Origin of the sequence: Aeromonas sp. R7-1 (assembly GCF_040908115.1) — a bacterium.
Classification (GTDB): Bacteria; Pseudomonadota; Gammaproteobacteria; order Enterobacterales; family Aeromonadaceae; genus Aeromonas; species Aeromonas caviae.
On record NZ_JBFODD010000018.1, the window covers coordinates 15,643 to 30,845 of the forward strand.

15 protein-coding genes are annotated in these 15,203 nt (G+C 63.3%); 4 read left to right on the forward strand and 11 right to left on the reverse strand.

Features of this window, described 5'->3' with window-relative positions; all coding sequences use genetic code 11:
• Positions 1 to 326 precede the first annotated feature (326 nt).
• The 5 genes from cysC to cysG all read right to left on the reverse strand — a co-directional run bounded on the left by cysC (position 327) and on the right by cysG (position 6,940).
• Positions 327 to 917, reverse strand: a complete 591-nt coding sequence (gene cysC / locus AB5Y51_RS02285; RefSeq protein WP_368177996.1) for an adenylyl-sulfate kinase — start codon at positions 915 to 917, stop codon at positions 327 to 329.
• A gap of 344 nt (positions 918 to 1,261) precedes the next feature.
• Entirely contained in the window at positions 1,262 to 2,986 is a 1,725-nt protein-coding gene (locus AB5Y51_RS02290; RefSeq protein WP_201922881.1) for an SLC13 family permease, read from the reverse strand.
• 4 nt (positions 2,987 to 2,990) lie between these two features.
• Positions 2,991 to 4,418: a sulfate adenylyltransferase subunit CysN gene (gene cysN, locus AB5Y51_RS02295; protein ID WP_368177997.1), complete on the reverse strand. Its 1,428-nt coding sequence runs from the start codon at positions 4,416 to 4,418 to the stop codon at positions 2,991 to 2,993.
• Between the two features lie 24 nt (positions 4,419 to 4,442).
• Positions 4,443 to 5,411, reverse strand: a complete 969-nt coding sequence (gene cysD, locus AB5Y51_RS02300; protein WP_104454738.1) for a sulfate adenylyltransferase subunit CysD — start codon at positions 5,409 to 5,411, stop codon at positions 4,443 to 4,445.
• A gap of 104 nt (positions 5,412 to 5,515) precedes the next feature.
• Positions 5,516 to 6,940, reverse strand: coding sequence for a siroheme synthase CysG (gene cysG, locus AB5Y51_RS02305; protein ID WP_368177998.1), 1,425 nt, complete (start codon positions 6,938 to 6,940; stop codon positions 5,516 to 5,518).
• Between the two features lie 197 nt (positions 6,941 to 7,137).
• Between cysG and AB5Y51_RS02310 the strand changes: the two genes are divergently transcribed.
• Complete coding sequence (locus AB5Y51_RS02310; RefSeq protein ID WP_029314806.1) at positions 7,138 to 8,061, forward strand: SPFH domain-containing protein; 924 nt, start codon at positions 7,138 to 7,140, stop codon at positions 8,059 to 8,061.
• Positions 8,058 to 8,513 carry an NfeD family protein gene (locus tag AB5Y51_RS02315; protein ID WP_368177999.1) on the forward strand — a complete coding sequence of 152 codons (456 nt, stop codon included), beginning with the start codon at positions 8,058 to 8,060 and terminating at the stop codon, positions 8,511 to 8,513. The genes AB5Y51_RS02310 and AB5Y51_RS02315 overlap by 4 nt, the downstream gene beginning before the upstream one ends.
• 80 nt (positions 8,514 to 8,593) lie before the next feature.
• On the opposite strand, the gene AB5Y51_RS02320 is transcribed toward AB5Y51_RS02315, so the two are convergent.
• From AB5Y51_RS02320 to AB5Y51_RS02330, 3 genes are all read right to left on the reverse strand, one after another.
• Positions 8,594 to 8,839 carry a hypothetical protein gene (locus AB5Y51_RS02320; protein WP_010675602.1) on the reverse strand — a complete coding sequence of 82 codons (246 nt, stop codon included), beginning with the start codon at positions 8,837 to 8,839 and terminating at the stop codon, positions 8,594 to 8,596.
• 306 nt (positions 8,840 to 9,145) lie between these two features.
• Positions 9,146 to 10,195: an oxidoreductase gene (locus tag AB5Y51_RS02325; protein ID WP_042864964.1), complete on the reverse strand. Its 1,050-nt coding sequence runs from the start codon at positions 10,193 to 10,195 to the stop codon at positions 9,146 to 9,148.
• A 102-nt stretch (positions 10,196 to 10,297) separates the two neighbouring features.
• Positions 10,298 to 11,461: a multidrug effflux MFS transporter gene (locus tag AB5Y51_RS02330; protein WP_042016327.1), complete on the reverse strand. Its 1,164-nt coding sequence runs from the start codon at positions 11,459 to 11,461 to the stop codon at positions 10,298 to 10,300.
• 234 nt (positions 11,462 to 11,695) lie between these two features.
• On the opposite strand from AB5Y51_RS02330, the gene rdgB reads away from it, so the two are divergent.
• Together rdgB and hemW are read left to right on the forward strand one after the other, a co-directional pair.
• Complete coding sequence (gene rdgB, locus AB5Y51_RS02335; protein WP_010675605.1) at positions 11,696 to 12,292, forward strand: RdgB/HAM1 family non-canonical purine NTP pyrophosphatase; 597 nt, start codon at positions 11,696 to 11,698, stop codon at positions 12,290 to 12,292.
• Positions 12,293 to 12,424: 132 nt separating this feature from the next.
• Positions 12,425 to 13,570 carry a radical SAM family heme chaperone HemW gene (hemW, locus tag AB5Y51_RS02340; protein ID WP_368178000.1) on the forward strand — a complete coding sequence of 382 codons (1,146 nt, stop codon included), beginning with the start codon at positions 12,425 to 12,427 and terminating at the stop codon, positions 13,568 to 13,570.
• A 116-nt stretch (positions 13,571 to 13,686) separates the two neighbouring features.
• On the opposite strand, the gene AB5Y51_RS02345 is transcribed toward hemW, so the two are convergent.
• The 3 genes from AB5Y51_RS02345 to zntR form a co-directional block, all read right to left on the reverse strand.
• Positions 13,687 to 13,905 (reverse strand): alternative ribosome-rescue factor A, encoded by a 219-nt coding sequence (locus AB5Y51_RS02345; RefSeq protein ID WP_039040829.1) that lies wholly within the window; start codon positions 13,903 to 13,905, stop codon positions 13,687 to 13,689.
• A 107-nt stretch (positions 13,906 to 14,012) separates the two neighbouring features.
• The gene (locus AB5Y51_RS02350) at positions 14,013 to 14,549 is read right to left on the reverse strand and encodes a dihydrofolate reductase family protein (RefSeq protein WP_368178001.1); all 537 of its coding nucleotides are present in this window, start codon (positions 14,547 to 14,549) and stop codon (positions 14,013 to 14,015) included.
• Complete coding sequence (gene zntR, locus AB5Y51_RS02355; RefSeq protein WP_041213891.1) at positions 14,539 to 14,976, reverse strand: Zn(2+)-responsive transcriptional regulator; 438 nt, start codon at positions 14,974 to 14,976, stop codon at positions 14,539 to 14,541. The genes AB5Y51_RS02350 and zntR overlap by 11 nt, the downstream gene beginning before the upstream one ends.
• Positions 14,977 to 15,203: the final 227 nt, after the last annotated feature.

The following is a 15,203-nucleotide window of genomic DNA, read 5'->3' on the forward strand; positions in this document are numbered from 1 at the left end:
TTGGCTACCTTGAGATGGCTCTTGGCTCACCGGTGCCACTATAAGCTGGAGTTATGGGTTTTACGATAAAGACCCAACTTTTGCTTATAGTGGCTGCCGCCAGCACACAAATGCTTGTTGCGGCCCACTTATCGGCCACAGGCCGCTTGTCAGATGTGCTGCCGATTCCATGACACGCTCAGAAAAAAAGAGGGTCGCTTTACCCTTGCGACCCCCATCTGCGCTCTATTTGCTGCTTACGGCTTGCAGCCAGAGTGACTACCCGGTTGCCGGGATAACTCCGCCTTCAGACGCCACAACTCATGTAAGACGGCGCAACTGAGCAGCTACAGGTAGTCCCCCTGCCTCAGGGCGGTCAGCAACTCCTCCACCAGCGCTTCCACCGGCTTGCCGGCGTTCAGCAGATGAATTTCCGGCTGCTCGGGCGCCTCATAGGCAGAGTCGATACCGGTAAAGTTGCGAATTTCCCCCGCCCGCGCCTTCTTGTAAAGTCCCTTGGGGTCGCGCTCTTCGCAGACGGCGAGCGGCGCATCCACAAACACCTCGACAAATTCCCCTTCACCCACAAGATTGCGCACCAGTTGTCGCTCGGCACGGAACGGCGAGATAAAGGCGGTGAGGACGATCAGGCCCGCATCCACCATGAGTTTTGCCACCTCGCCGACACGGCGGATATTCTCCTGGCGGGCGGCGTCATCGAAGCCGAGATCGCCACAGAGGCCGTGGCGCACATTGTCCCCATCCAGCAGATAGGTGTGCTTGCCCGAGGCGGCCAGCGCCTGCTCCAGCGCCCCCGCCAGGGTGGACTTGCCCGCCCCGGAGAGCCCGGTGAACCAGATCACCAGGGGCTTTTGTCCCTTCTGCTCGGCCCGGCTCTGTTTGTCGACGGCATGCTGATGCCACACGATATTGCTCATCCAACACTCCTTGATTGGCGCTCACGCCTCAAAACTTAAACTGTCCGGCACCACAGGGAGCCACCTCGGACTATCAGCCGACAACGTGCTGATGCCATGGCATTGCTCATCCAACACTCCTTGATTGGCGCTCATGCCGCAATACTGACACTGTCCGCTACCGCGGGGAGCCGCCTCGCGATGAGGCGGCAAGGTGCTGATGCCCTGATATTGCGCATGCAACCCCCCCTGATTGGCGCTCACGCCTGGATGCCAGTGCCCTGGCACTCCCCTGTATCATAAGCAGCCTTGATAAAAGCTGCGCTAACATAAGCAGCCCTTAACACATCCCCCGGTATCAGACCTTAAAACGGAAACAGCAAGGGCACCATGACGATCACCCCGATGCTGTAGGCCAGGGAGACCGGCAGGGCCAGCTTGAGATAATCCGGCATCTTGTAGTTGCCCGCCGCATAGACCATCAGGTTGGTCTGATAGCCGTAGGGCAGGATAAAGCTGGAGCTCGCCCCGAACAGCACCGCCAGAATGAACGGCATGGTGGAGACATCCATGCTGAGCGCCAGCTGGAATCCCATGGGGAAGGCCAGGGCCGCCGCCGCGTTGTTGCTCATCAGCTCCGTCAGTACCAGGGTAAACAGATAGATACCCACGAAGGCGATAAAGGGACTGGCCCCGTTGAACTCCCCCATCAGCCAGTCGGCGATGAGCTTGGCCAGGCCGCTCTTCTCCAGCTGATCGGCGATGGCGAGCGCCCCGCCCACCACCAGCCAGATATCCAGCGGAAAGCGGCGGCGGATCTCGTCCAGGGTCAGGATGCGGGAGAAGAGCAGCACCACCAGCATCACCAGCAGCCCCTTGAAGAGCGGCACCAGATCGAACACCGACAGGGTCAGCACCCCGAGGAACCCCGCCACCACGGCGGCGCTGCGCGTGGCATCAAGCCGGGTGGAGGCCTCCAGCCCGCTCACCACCACGAACTCCCGGGAGAGGGACTTGTTGCCCGCAAACTTGGGGCCGGGGGCCAGCAGCAAGGTGTCCCCTGCGTGCAGTTCAATCTGGCCGAGGCCGCCGGTGAGCTGGGTCTCGCCCCGGCGCACCGCCAGCACCACCGCATCGAAGTGGGTACGAAACTCCGCATCCTTGATGGTCTGCCCCACCAGGCGCGAGCTGTGGCTGACGATCACCTCCACCAGGTGCTGGCCGTTGAGGCGATGCTGGCCGTAGAGATCCAGCCCCTTGAGCTCCTGCAACACGCCGACGCTCTCCACGTCGCCACAAAACAGCAGCATGTCCCCCTCGTGCAGCTCGTGTTCCGGCTGAACCGGGCAGATCACCTGGTTGCCCCGGATGATCTCGGCGAGATAGAGGCTTTTCAGGCTGCGCAGGCCGTTCTCCTTGACGCTGCGCCCGGCCATCGGCGAGCCGGGGCCCACCTTGGCCTCGAGAAAATAGCCGGATTCCCGGCTCATCTCGGTGTCCTGCTCCGGCAGGTGGCGGGCAAACAGCAGCACGGCGATGAGGCCGGTCAGCAGGGTCCCCGCCCCCACCATGAAGAAGTCGAACATGCCGAGCGGCTTGGCCCCCATCTTGATGAGGAAGCTGTTGACGATGAGGTTGGTGGAGGTGCCGATCAGGGTCAGCACGCCGCCAAAGGTCGCCGCGAAGCACATGGGCAACAGCAGCCGGGAGGGCGCATGGTTGGGGTTGCGCTTGACCGCCCCCAGCATGGACGCCACCACGGCGGTGTTGTTGACGAACGCCGACAGGAAGGCGGTGGAAAACCACACCTTCACCAGCACCTTGTTGAAGGAGCCGGTGCCCACCAGGTTGGCAAACCAGCTCATGACCCGGGTCTTCTCCACCGCGAGCGACACCAGCAGCAGCAACACCAGAGTCAGCAGGGCGCTGTTGGTGTAGCCCGCCACCACGGCGTTGATGTCCGCCAGGCCACTCAGGTAGGTGATGAGCACGGCGCCCGAGAAGAGCAGCGCCGGCCGGAGTTTGCCCTGGATCAGCAGGGCGACGAGGGCAGCCAGCAGACCCAGCACCAGGGATTGTTGCCAGGTCATGGGCTTACTCCTTGCCGGAATCGTTGCTGATGGTCAGCGCCTGCCAGTGGGGGAAGTGCTTGCGCACCAGGGCGTTGAGCTCCACTTCGAACTCGCTGTATTGCCCTGCCATCACCTTGGCCGCCAGCCCTTCCACTATCATGCCGGCACCGACGGTGACGTTGGTCAGCCGGTCGATGAGGATGAAGCTGCCGGTGTCGCGGATCTCCTTGTAGGGGTCGAACGCCACCGGGTCGGTCAGACTGAATTCGCACAGGCCGATCTCGTTGAGCTTGAGCTCGGAGGCGGGCAGCTCGTCGAGCTTGTTGATCTCGATGCGGTGGCGGATGGCCTCCACCTGGCCACGGCTCTTCTTGGTCGCCAGCTTGACGTCATAGACCCGGCCCGGTTGCAGGGACTCTTCCCCCATCCAGACGATGTGAGCCAGCACGTTCTGGGTCACCTGGGGCTTGTTCGCCGCGTCCACCAGCAGGTCGCCCCGGCTGATGTCGATCTCGTCCGCGAAGGTGACCGTGATGGCCTGACCCGGCAGGGCGTACTCCAGATCCCCGTCGAAGGTGACGATGCGGGTCACCGTGCTCTCTTTGCCGGACGGCAGCACGGCAAGCTTGTCGCCCACCCGCAGGATGCCGGAGGCAAGCGTCCCCGCGAAGCCGCGAAAATCGAGGTTGGGGCGGTTCACGTACTGCACCGGCAGGCGCACCGGGTGACGCTCCAGCTCGCGCTCCACTTCGGCTGACTCCAGCAAGGAGAGCAGGGTCTCGCCCTGATACCAGGCCAGCTTGTCGCTCGGGTTCACCACGTTGTCACCGTCCAGGGCCGAGACCGGCACGATATGGATGGTGTCGACGTTGAGCTTCTTGGCAAATTCGCGGTACTCCAAGCTGATGCGATCGAACACCTCCTGGCTGAACTCCACCAGGTCCATCTTGTTCACTGCCACCACGAACTGCTTGATGCCGAGCAGGCTCGCGATAAAGCTGTGGCGGCGGGTCTGATCCAGCACCCCCTTGCGGGCGTCGATCAGGATGATGGCCAGATCGCAGGTGGAGGCGCCGGTGGCCATGTTGCGGGTGTACTGCTCATGGCCCGGGGTGTCCGAGATGATGAATTTGCGCTTGGCGGTGGAGAAATAGCGGTAGGCCACGTCGATGGTGATGCCCTGCTCGCGCTCCGCCTGCAGGCCGTCCACCAGCAGGGCCAGGTCCAGCTTCTCGCCGGTGGTGCCGAGCTTCTGGCTGTCGGACTCCAGTGCCTTCAGTTGATCTTCATAGATTTGCTGGGAGTCGTGCAGCAGGCGGCCGATGAGGGTGCTCTTGCCGTCGTCCACGCTGCCGCAGGTGAGAAAACGCAGCAGGCTCTTGTGCTGCTGGGCGTGCAGGTAGGCTTCAATGCCCTGTTCGCTGATGGCGGTCTGAATGTGGTTGTTCATGTTGCGATTCCTTAGAACATTTTTTTAGAAATAGCCCTGACGCTTCTTCTGCTCCATGGAGCCGGCCTGATCGTGGTCGATGAGCCGCCCTTGCCGCTCGCTCGAGGTGGTGATCAGCATCTCTTCGATGATCTCCGGCAGGGTGGTGGCATTGGATTCGATGGCCCCGGTCAGCGGGTAGCAGCCGAGGGTACGGAAGCGCACCAGCTCCTGCTTCACTTCGTCTTCCGGGCCGATGGGCATGCGATCGTCATCCACCATGATCTTGATGCCGCCGCGATCCACCACGGGGCGCATGGCCGCGAAGTAGAGCGGGACTATGTCGATGTTCTCGAGATAGATGTATTGCCAGATGTCCAGCTCGGTCCAGTTGGAGAGCGGGAAGACACGGATGCTCTCCCCCTTGTTGACCTGGCTGTTGTAGACGCGCCACAGCTCCGGGCGCTGGTTCTTCGGATCCCAGCGGTGGGACTTGTCGCGGAAGGAGTAGACACGCTCCTTGGCGCGGGATTTCTCCTCGTCGCGACGGGCACCACCGAAGGCGGCATCGAAGCCGTATTTGTTGAGCGCCTGCTTGAGCCCCTCGGTCTTCATGATGTCGGTGTGCTTGCTGCTGCCGTGCACGAAGGGGTTGATGTCCATGGCCAGACCGTCCGGGTTCTTGTGGACGATGAGATCCAGCCCGTACTTCTTGGCGGTCTCGTCCCGGAACTTGATCATCTCCTTGAACTTCCAGTTGGTGTCCACGTGGAGCAGGGGGAAGGGGATCTTGCCCGGGTAGAAGGCCTTGCGGGCCAGGTGCAGCATGACGGAGGAGTCCTTGCCGATGGAGTACATCATCACCGGGTTTTCAAATTCGGCGGCCACCTCGCGGATGATATGGATGCTCTCGGCTTCCAGTTGCTGCAGGTGAGTCAGTCGCTCGCGGGTGACACCTGCACGGATGCTTTGTGCATCGGATGGCTGCAGTTGGGTCAGTCTTTCACGGTCCATGTCTGGGTCCTCGGTTCATTGCTATCGCACCTGCTCGGGGCGCGGTGTTGGTTCAGTTCGGTGCCGCCTTGGCCGCACCGTCAAATCGATTCGGGTCTCGCCTCTCAGGCCAGGCTCACCAGCTTGAGTTCGTGACCGCTTGCTGCCTCCTGCCCTTGCCCCTGTTCGCCAAACCAGGCGAGTTGCTGGCGCAGGGCCACCACTTCACCGATGACGATGAGGGAGGGGCTCACCGCCTGCTGGGCCAGTTCGGCCAGATCCGCCAGGGTGCCGGTCAGCACCCGCTGACGGGCCGTGGTGCCCCGCTCGATGATGGCGATAGGGGTGGCGGCGCGTCGGCCATGGCTCACCAGTTGCTGCTGGATATGCTCGGAGCGCATCAGCCCCATGTAGATGACCAGGGTCTGGTTGGTGGCCGCAAGCTGCTGCCAGTCGGGCTCCTTGCCCTCCTTCTGGCAGTGGCCGGTGATGAAGACGGCGCTCTGGGCATGGTCGCGGTGGGTGAGCGGAATGCCCGCATAGGCGGTGGCACCGGCGGCGGCGGTGATGCCGGGCACCACGGAGAAGGGAATGCCCTCCTCGGCCAGCACTTCCAGCTCCTCGCCACCACGACCGAACATGAAGGGATCGCCCCCCTTGAGGCGCACCACCCGGTTGCCCGCTTTGGCGTATTCCACCAAGAGGCGATTGGTCTCTTCCTGGGGCACGCTGTGGGCACCCGCCTTCTTGCCGACCGACACCAGGGTGGCGTCGCGGCGCACCAGGTCCAGGATCTCGGGGGAGACCAGCTGGTCATAGAGCACCACTTCGGCCTGCTGGATCTGTTGCAGCGCCTTGAGGGTCAAGAGGCCAGGATCTCCCGGGCCCGCCCCCACCAGCACCACTTCCCCCACTTCGGTACGGGCCTTGTCCAGTCCCTCGTTCAGCCACTGCTCGGCCCCTTGCCAATCGGCTTTCTCAATCAGACCGGCCAGGGTGTTGGAGGCAAAGGCGCGCTCCCAGAAGCGGCGGCGATCGGAGAGGGAGGCCAGCACCTGCTTGGCACGGCGGCGCACCCGGCCGGAGAGCTCCGCCAGACCACCAAGATGGCGGGGCAGCAGGCTCTCGAGCCGCTCGCGCAACAGACGCACCAGCACGGGGGCCTTGCCGCCGCTGGAGACGGCCACCACGATGGGGCTGCGATCGATGATGGAGGGGAAGATAAAGCTGGAGCGCTCGGGGTCATCCACCAGGTTGACGAACAGACCGCGCTCGGTGGCGCTCTGGTAGACCAGGGCGTTGACCTCGAGATCGTCGGTCGCGGCCACCACCAGGATCTGCCCTGCCAGGTGGGCCGGGTCGAAACGCGTCGCCACATGGGTGAAGCGACCGGCAAATTCCTGGAACTCGGGCTCGAGCGCGGGAGAGACCAGGGTGATCCGGGCACCTGCCGCCAGCAGCAGGCGCGCCTTGCGCAGGGCAACCTCGCCCCCGCCCACCAGCAGTACCGGGCGGCCTTCCAACCTGGCAAACATAGGTAAATAATCCATCAGGGCCCGCTCCTCGGCATCGCGACATCTGGGGCGACTATAGGCAGGAGCGCTTATCCCTCAAAATAATAAAAAATGCTCTTTAATGCGTTTTGGTAATTAGTAAAGCCGTGTGGCGGCAATAGAGAAGCGAATCTGCTTGTGGTGGATGGCACCAGACCCTAGGCTAGTGAAAGTGTTTCATAAGGAGCTTAATCATGAATGAGTCATTGATTGTATTGGGGATCTTCATATTCCTGGTACTCGCCACCCTGAGTGCCGGCATCAAGATAGTGCCCCAGGGTTACAACTGGACCGTGGAGCGCTTCGGCCGCTACACCCGCACCCTCTCCCCAGGCCTCAACCTGCTGATCCCCTACATCGACCGCATCGGCCACAAGATCATCATGATGGAGCAGGTGCTGGACATCCCGGCCCAGGAGGTGATCTCCCGGGACAACGCCAACGTCACCATCGACGCCATCAGCTTCGTGCAGGTGGTGGATGCCCGCAAGGCGGGCTACGAGGTCAATGATCTCACCAGTGCCATCCGCAATCTCACCATGACCAACATGCGGACCGTGCTCGGCGCCATGGAGCTGGACGAGATGCTCTCCCAGCGCGACACCATCAACGAGAAGCTGCTGCGCACCATGGATGCCGCCACCGCCCCCTGGGGCATCAAGGTGACCCGGATCGAGATCAAGGATGTGCGCCCGCCCCTCGCCCTGGTAGAAGCCATGAACGCCCAGATGAAGGCCGAGCGCCAGAAGCGGGCCGAGGTGCTGGAGGCCGAAGGGGTGCGCCAGTCCAAGATCTTGAAGGCCGAGGGGGAGAAGCAGTCCCAGATCCTGAAAGCCGAGGGTGAGCGTCAGGCCGCCTTCCTCGCCGCTGAAGCGCGGGAGCGGGCCGCCGAGGCGGAAGCCAAAGCGACCCACATGGTCTCCCAGGCGATCGCCGAGGGCGACATGCAGGCCATCAACTACTTCGTGGCCCAGAAATACACCGAGGCCCTGGCCCGCATCGGTGAAGGCCCCAACAGCAAGATCATCATGATGCCCCTGGAAGCGGGCAGCCTGATAGGCTCGGTGGCGGGCATGGCCGAGCTGTTCAACAAAGACGGCAAGGCGGGCAAATCATGACAGCCCTGTTCGAGGGGCTGACCCACTGGCACTGGCTGGGACTCGGCTTCGTGCTGCTGGCCATCGAGGTGATGGGGTCGGTGGGCTTTCTGCTCTGGACCGGCATCGCCGCCCTGGAGGTGGGACTCTTGCTGCTGGTCTGGCCCTTCGGCTGGCAGGCGCAGTTGCTGCTCTTCGCCCTGCAATCCCTGCTCACCACCTGGGCCTGGTGGCGCTGGCAGCATCGCCGGGATCGCTCCGGGCTGGATGCCGCCGCTCCCATCAACGAGCGGATACAAAGCTACATGGGCCGCGAGCTGACCCTGCTGGACGAGGTCAGCCAGGGGATGAGCCGGGTGCATCTGGACGACACCGTCTGGACGGTGCGCTGCAACGCGCCGCTGCCGGCCGGCAGCCGGGTCAAGGTGGTGGGGGCCGACTCCCACATCCTGCTGGTGGAACCCCTCGGCTGACCGGGCAACGCCCTTCCATGGCCGTAAAAAAACGGGCCCGGCGCGAGTGCGCCGGGCCCGTTTTTCAATGAGGTGCTGGCTTAGTTGGCCTTGGCATCGCTCACGGCAGCTTCAGCCTTGGTGGCCACGTCAGCGGCAGCCTTCTCGACAGTAGCGGAAGCTTCGGAAGCAGCCTTCTCGACGGTAGCAGACGCTTCGCTAGCGGCTTTCTCGACAGTGGCAGCAACGTCTGCGGCCGGGGTCGCAGCCGGAGCGGCAGCTTCTTCTTTCTGACCACAGGCGGTCAACATCAGACCCAGGATACCGGCTACCAGTACTTTGTTCATGTGCATACCCTCAAAAAAAGATGGAGAGATGGTGCAGGGACCATCACTGTACGCCCCGGCTCCTGTCGGCACACCGGCCGCTGGAGCCCGAAGGCGCGCGAAATATATCCCCATATGCGGCCGATGAAAACGCGTATCACAATGATATTTTCTCGTTGGCATGATAAGAAACACTGCTGCAACGACAAATATTAATATAAAACACCCATTCACCACCAAATTCGCACAACAAATCGCCAATTACCTGACGATTGCCAGTCAGCCATTGTCTTTCTGTCAGGCTCTCGGCGCTGCCGGATTACGCCGTCAGTCAGACAGCTTCTGACAAGGCAGGCGCTGCCCCTGCTGGTCGCTCTCCCGGGCCAGGTCCAGCAAGGCCATCACCGCCAGGGCCTCGTCGGCCGGCACCGGGTTCTCCCCTTCTCCTCGGATGGCGGCGCAGACACCGCGATAGTAGGCGCCGTAGTCCCCCGCTTCGCCGGCCACGGTCTGCTGCAGGAGCTGACCGTCCCGGATCTGGCTGAGCTGGCCGGGGGCGGGATCCACGCCCCAGTCCGCCGCCGGAGGCCGCTTGCCCTCCTTGAGCTGCTCCTCCTGCACGTCCATGCCGAACTTGATGAAGGAGCCCTGACTGCCGTGCACCACGAAGCGGGGCATCACGGCCGACACCAGACAACTGCCGTGCAGAATGACCCGCATCTCGCCATAACCCAGCACCACATGGAAGTAGTCGTCCGCCAGGGCCCCGGGGCGCTGCTTGCCCAGATCCGCCTGCAACCAGTCCGGCTGGCCGAACAGCTGGAGCGACTGATCCAGGATATGAGGGCCGAGATCGAACCAGAGACCGGAGCCCGGGCCGCCCGCCTCGCGCCAGCGCTGGCGCACCTCGGGGCGATAACGGTCGAAGTGGGATTCGAACTGGGCAACTTGCCCCAGCACCCCCTCCGCCAGCAGACGGCGCACCGTGAGGAAATCCCCGTCCCAGCGTCGGTTGTGGAAGATGCTGAGCAGCCGCTGCTGCTTCTCCGCCAACTCGACCAGCGCCTTCGCTTCGGCCAGATCCAGGGCAAACGGCTTGTCGATCACCACGTGCTTGCCCGCCAGCAGGGCCTCGCGAGCGATGGGGGCATGAGTGTCGTTGGGGGTGGCGATCACCACCAGATCGAGGCTGTCATCGGCCAGCACCTGCTCCAGGGTGCCGACCCGGGTGCCGGGCAACGCGGCCTGTACCTTGGCGGCATCCCGGCTCACCACCCAGCGCAGGGTCAGGCCCGGGGTCGTGGCCAGGAAGGGGGCGTGAAAGGTCTGTCCTGCGAAGCCGTATCCCACCAGGGCGGCGTTGATTGTGTGGCTCATCCGGTTTTCTCCACGGGTCTGTGATCATGCGAGGCAGGCGGGTCGCCTGAAAAAGAGAAGGGGGCTCAAGGCCCCCTGAGTGTGCTCATCAGAGCACAGGATTTATTGCAAACACAAGCGCCGGCCCTGGCGGGTCATCAGCATCACCAGCGGGGGCAGCAGCAGCCACATGTGCAGGGCCAGCTGGCTCAGGGGATCCGGCATCAGCCAACCGGTGATCCCCACCAGGGCGCCGGAGCCGCTCATCTGGAACAGGCCGAGCAGGGCGGCCGCAGTCCCGGCGCAGTGGCCGAAGGGGGCCAGCGCCATACCGGCGGCGGCGCCCAGGATCATCGCAAAGCCGATGCTGGAGAGGAACACCGGACCCATCATGGCCAGCGGGTGCGGGATGTGCATGGCCAGGGTCAGGGTGATGGCGGAGAGCAGCAGCACCAGCAGGCCGATGCGCAGGGTCCGTCTTGGCCCTACCCGGGCGATGAAGCGCGGGGCCAGGAAGCAGGCCAGGATGTTGAGGGCCGCATTGGCGGTAAACCAGTAGCTGAAGCCACTCATGTCCAGCCCCAGGGTTACCATCAGTTGTACCGGCGCCGCCGTCACGTAGGCGAGGATCACCGCCATCGCCAGCATGCACAGCGCCGCGTTGAACAGGAAGCTCGGGGAGCGCAGCACCGGGCTGTAGCGGGACCAGCTGATGAGCGGGCCAGCACTGCTGGTCTCCTCAGGGCGGGTTTCCGGCATCCGCCACAGCAGCCAGCTGCCGACCACGACGGCGTAACCCGCCATGAACCAGAAGTTCGCCGACCAGCCCGCCTTGGCGGTGAGCCAGCCACCCAGCAGGGGCGCCAGTGCGGGGATGAAGCAGATGGCACCGTTCAGATAGGAGATCATCTGACCGCTCTTCTTGGGGCCATAGCTGTCACGGACCACCGAGAAGGCGGCCACCGAGGTGGCGCAGGCCCCGAAGCCTTGCAGCACCCGCGCCAGCATCAGCTCGCCGAGGCTGGCGGCAAAGCCGGCTGCCAGGGCGCTCAGGCCGTAGAGCAGCACGCCCCCCAGGGCAATGGGTTTGCGTCCGTAGCGATCGGCGAGCGGCCCCACCAGCAGTTGCCCCAGCCCCATGCTGAACAGGAACCAGGTAATGGTGCCCTGCATCAGGGTCACTTCGGCCCCCAGCTGCTCGGCCATCTGGGGGATGGCAGGCAGATAGATGTCGATGGCCAGCGGGCTGAACAACACCAGGAGTACAAGCAAAAGAATCAATGGCATCAGTCACCTCAAGCCCTAGGAATATCGATTGGGCCGCGAGTCTACTGACTCAGAGTAATGAATTGAAATGGTATTTAATCACTTCGGTTATTCCCTGCTGGAAACATGTATCTCTTCTACCTCTCAGGGGGTGGAACCAGGATCCCCCGTTGGCACCGGATCCCGGGCAATTGGCGCTTTTACTAAACCCCTCCCCCGCATAGAATGCGCAGATTATTTTTGCGGAGGTGTGTGATGAACAAGCTTGTCCTGGCAACAGGGAACCAGAAAAAGGTGAAGGAATTGGCCGCCATGCTGGCCGATATGAAGATCCAGGTGATCCCGCAGAGCGAGTTTGCAGTCTCCGATGCCGACGAGACCGGCACCACCTTCGTCGAGAATGCCATCATCAAGGCCCGCCACGCCGCCCGCGTCACCGGCCTGCCCGCCGTGGCCGACGACTCCGGCCTGGAAGTGGATCTGCTGCACGGCCGCCCCGGCGTCTACTCCGCCCGTTTTGCCGGTGCCGGTGCCAGCGACAAGGAGAACATCGACAAGCTGCTGGCCGAGCTCAAGGGCGCGCCGGATTACCTGAAAAGCGCCCGCTTCTGGTGCGTGCTGGTCTACATGCGCCACGCCGACGATCCCACCCCCATCATCTGCCAGGCGAGCTGGGAAGGGATGATCATCGACGAACCCCGCGGTCAGCACGGCTTCGGCTACGACCCCGTGTTCTTCGTCCCCGACCACGACTGCACCTCGGCCCAGATGCCGGCGGAGCTCAAGAACCAGCTCAGCCACCGTGGCCAGGCCCTGGCCAAGCTCAAAGCGGCCCTGGCGGCGGTCAACTAAAGCGCTGTCTCCCGCCGCGTTGTCATCTACAATGGGGGCCGTCGGCCCCCGTTTCGTTCGCGGCGCCCCGCCCGTTGTCACCGGCAACCAGGGCCACCCGACCCCTTTTGATTGTTGAATACTGGAAATCCCATGCTGCAACTGCCGCCCCTCTCCCTCTATATCCACGTGCCCTGGTGCGTCCAGAAGTGCCCCTACTGCGACTTCAACTCCCACGCCCAGAAGGGGGTGCTGCCCCACCTCGAGTACGTGGCGGCCCTGCTGGAGGATCTGGAGCAGGATCTGCACTGGGCCCAGGGGCGCCCCCTCTCCTCCATCTTTATCGGTGGCGGCACGCCGAGCCTGCTCTCCGTCGACGCCATGCAGGCGCTGCTGGACGGGGTGCGCGCACGGATCGCACTGACCCCGGACTGCGAGATCACCATGGAGGCCAACCCGGGCACGGTGGAGGCGGACAAGTTCGCCGGCTTCCAGCGGGCCGGTATCAACCGCATCTCCATCGGGGTGCAGAGCTTCCAGCAGGAGAAATTGACCCGGCTCGGCCGCATCCACGGCCCCGAGGAGGCGCGCAAGGCCGCCGAACTGGCCCACGCCATCGCGCTTCCCACCTTCAACCTGGATCTGATGCACGGCCTGCCGGATCAGAGCCTGGACGATGCGCTCTACGACCTGCAGCAGGCCATCGACTGCGCGCCGCCGCACCTCTCCTGGTATCAGCTCACCATAGAGCCGAACACGGCATTCGCCTCCAAGCCCCCCACGTTGCCGGAAGATGACACCCTGTGGGACATCTACGAGCAGGGCCACGCCATGCTGACCGCCCAGGGCTATCAGCAGTACGAGATCTCGGCCTATGCCAAAGAGGGGTATCAGTGCCGCCATAACCTCAACTACTGGCGCTTTGGCGACTATCTGGGGATCGGCTGCGGCGCCCACGGCAAGGTGACGGATCTTGCCAACCAGCAGATCCTGCGCACCGCCAAGGTGAAGCATCCGAAAGGTTATCTGGATCCGAGCCGCCCCTATCTGGACAACCAATGGCAGGTGAGTGCGGACGATCTGCCGCTCGAGTACTTCATGAACCGGTTCAGGTTGTTTGAACCGGCCCCCAAGGCGGAGTTCGAGGCCTTCACGGGGCTACCGCTGGAGCGGGTAGAGACCATGCTCGCCATCGCCCGGACCAAGGAGCTTGTCGAGGATCTTGGCGACAGCTGGCAGCTCACGTCCCTCGGGCATCGCTACCTCAACGTGCTGCTCGAACTCTTTATGGACGAGTGAGCACGGGTTCACTCTCTTGCGTCAAGACCGCAAGTCAGCACCAGCGAATAGAACAACAATCAGGGCGCCATTGGCGCCCTGATTGTGTTAACTGATGCCTTGCGGCAGAAACCCGCTCAACAGCAGACGCTAACCATCCGCTGTTGGCCGGGCTCCCACCGCTTGCCGTGCTTGGCCTTGCGCTGATAGCTGCCCTTGCCCTTCTTGCTCGGCTCGACCCGGGCCTGGAACAGGGGGGAGGTCACCAGTGCCTTGAGGTGGTTGTCCTGAATGATGCCGCGCTGATGTTCGCAGGCGGGTTCGGCGGTGACACAGGTCACCTTCTTCTTGGCCATATGGGCTCCTTGATGGGGTTGTCGTGTTTGCCTGTCGTCCCTGTCTGGAAGGGCAGGTGGCGAAAAACGCGCCGATTGTGCACCTCTTGCCTCCCCCGTGCAAGCTGTCAGGCGGGGTGATAGATAACCCGCACCAGGCCGCTTGGCAGCACGGCGCTTGACACCGTTCTCAGCGTGCCGGGCAGGGATCCTGCAAAGAGCGGGATCCCGCCCCCCAGGGTGACCGGTACCCAGAACAGGGTCAGCTCGTCCACCAGGGCCCCCTGCAGACCCTGCCTCACCAGCTCCCCGCCATCCAGATAGAGGTGACGGCTTCCCCCCTGCCACAACTCTTCCAGCACCTGCGCCAGCGCCCCCTGCCGAAAGGAGACCCGAGGACGGGGGTCGGCGGGCCTGTGGGTCAGTACCACCAGCGGCTTGTCCCCGTAGGGCCACTCGGGAAAGGCGCTCACGATATCGTAGGTGTTGCGCCCCATCAGCAGGGTGTCCGCGCTCGCCATCAGGGCGCTGTAGCCTGTCTCCTCCGGCCCGTCGCCACCATAGGGGGCCAGCCATGCCAGATCGCCCCCCTCCCCGGCGATGAAACCGTCGAGGGAGAGGGCGAGAAAGGCGGAGACCCGGGGCCGGCGCAGCTCAGTGCTCATGGTCGTGGTGCTCGTGGCGGGAAGGGGCGCCGGACTCCAGGGTCTCGAGGATGGCGCAATGCTCCGCCGAGCGCGGGCCGCCGCAGCAGATGTCGGAGAGGGCCTTCAGGTTCTCGCGAAAACGGGTCAGCTCCAGGAGCTTCTGCTCCACCTGTTCGAGCTTGGTGTCAGCCACCGCCTTCACCTCCTGGCAGGTGACCTTGGCCTTGTTGGTGTCGAGGGTGAGCAGCTCGCCGATGTCCGCGAGGGAAAAGCCCACCGACTTGGCGCGGATGATGAACTCCAGCCGCCGCCTGTCCTGCTCCCCGTAGAGGCGATAACCGGATTCGTTGCGAATGCCCGGCGAGATGAGGCCGTTCTTCTCGTAAAAGCGCAGGGTGTCGGCCTTCACCCCACACGCCTTGGCCAGTTCACCGATCCGATACATGGTCCTCTCCCCCCGCATGACATTCCCGACATGGTACTCAATATAAACCGGCCTCCACTATCACCTCTTTGCCCGGCGATTGCCAGTCAAAGGCAGGAAAGCAGCAGCTAACCCCTCACTTGCCGGCCATTTATCCCCAAAACACTGAAAAGACAAACGTTTCACAAAAATTCACCAGAAAACGTTTAACGCCGCATCCCACAAGGGTTTGTCTCTTTAAAAAATCC

What these genes read in the sequence shown, in the direction of transcription:
- cysG (WP_368177998.1), bottom strand. Translation starts at nt 6,940, where the DNA reads ATGGATTATTTACCTATGTTTGCCAGGTTGGAAGGCCGCCCGGTACTG.
- AB5Y51_RS02345 (WP_039040829.1), bottom strand. Translation starts at nt 13,905, where the DNA reads ATGGCCAAGAAGAAGGTGACCTGTGTCACCGCCGAACCCGCCTGCGAA.
- AB5Y51_RS02350 (WP_368178001.1), bottom strand. Translation starts at nt 14,549, where the DNA reads ATGAGCACTGAGCTGCGCCGGCCCCGGGTCTCCGCCTTTCTCGCCCTC.
- AB5Y51_RS02290 (WP_201922881.1), bottom strand. Translation starts at nt 2,986, where the DNA reads ATGACCTGGCAACAATCCCTGGTGCTGGGTCTGCTGGCTGCCCTCGTC.
- cysC (WP_368177996.1), bottom strand. Translation starts at nt 917, where the DNA reads ATGAGCAATATCGTGTGGCATCAGCATGCCGTCGACAAACAGAGCCGG.
- rdgB (WP_010675605.1), top strand. Translation starts at nt 11,696, where the DNA reads ATGAACAAGCTTGTCCTGGCAACAGGGAACCAGAAAAAGGTGAAGGAA.
- cysN (WP_368177997.1), bottom strand. Translation starts at nt 4,418, where the DNA reads ATGAACAACCACATTCAGACCGCCATCAGCGAACAGGGCATTGAAGCC.
- AB5Y51_RS02315 (WP_368177999.1), top strand. Translation starts at nt 8,058, where the DNA reads ATGACAGCCCTGTTCGAGGGGCTGACCCACTGGCACTGGCTGGGACTC.
- AB5Y51_RS02325 (WP_042864964.1), bottom strand. Translation starts at nt 10,195, where the DNA reads ATGAGCCACACAATCAACGCCGCCCTGGTGGGATACGGCTTCGCAGGA.
- AB5Y51_RS02320 (WP_010675602.1), bottom strand. Translation starts at nt 8,839, where the DNA reads ATGAACAAAGTACTGGTAGCCGGTATCCTGGGTCTGATGTTGACCGCC.
- cysD (WP_104454738.1), bottom strand. Translation starts at nt 5,411, where the DNA reads ATGGACCGTGAAAGACTGACCCAACTGCAGCCATCCGATGCACAAAGC.
- AB5Y51_RS02310 (WP_029314806.1), top strand. Translation starts at nt 7,138, where the DNA reads ATGAATGAGTCATTGATTGTATTGGGGATCTTCATATTCCTGGTACTC.
- zntR (WP_041213891.1), bottom strand. Translation starts at nt 14,976, where the DNA reads ATGTATCGGATCGGTGAACTGGCCAAGGCGTGTGGGGTGAAGGCCGAC.
- AB5Y51_RS02330 (WP_042016327.1), bottom strand. Translation starts at nt 11,461, where the DNA reads ATGCCATTGATTCTTTTGCTTGTACTCCTGGTGTTGTTCAGCCCGCTG.
- hemW (WP_368178000.1), top strand. Translation starts at nt 12,425, where the DNA reads ATGCTGCAACTGCCGCCCCTCTCCCTCTATATCCACGTGCCCTGGTGC.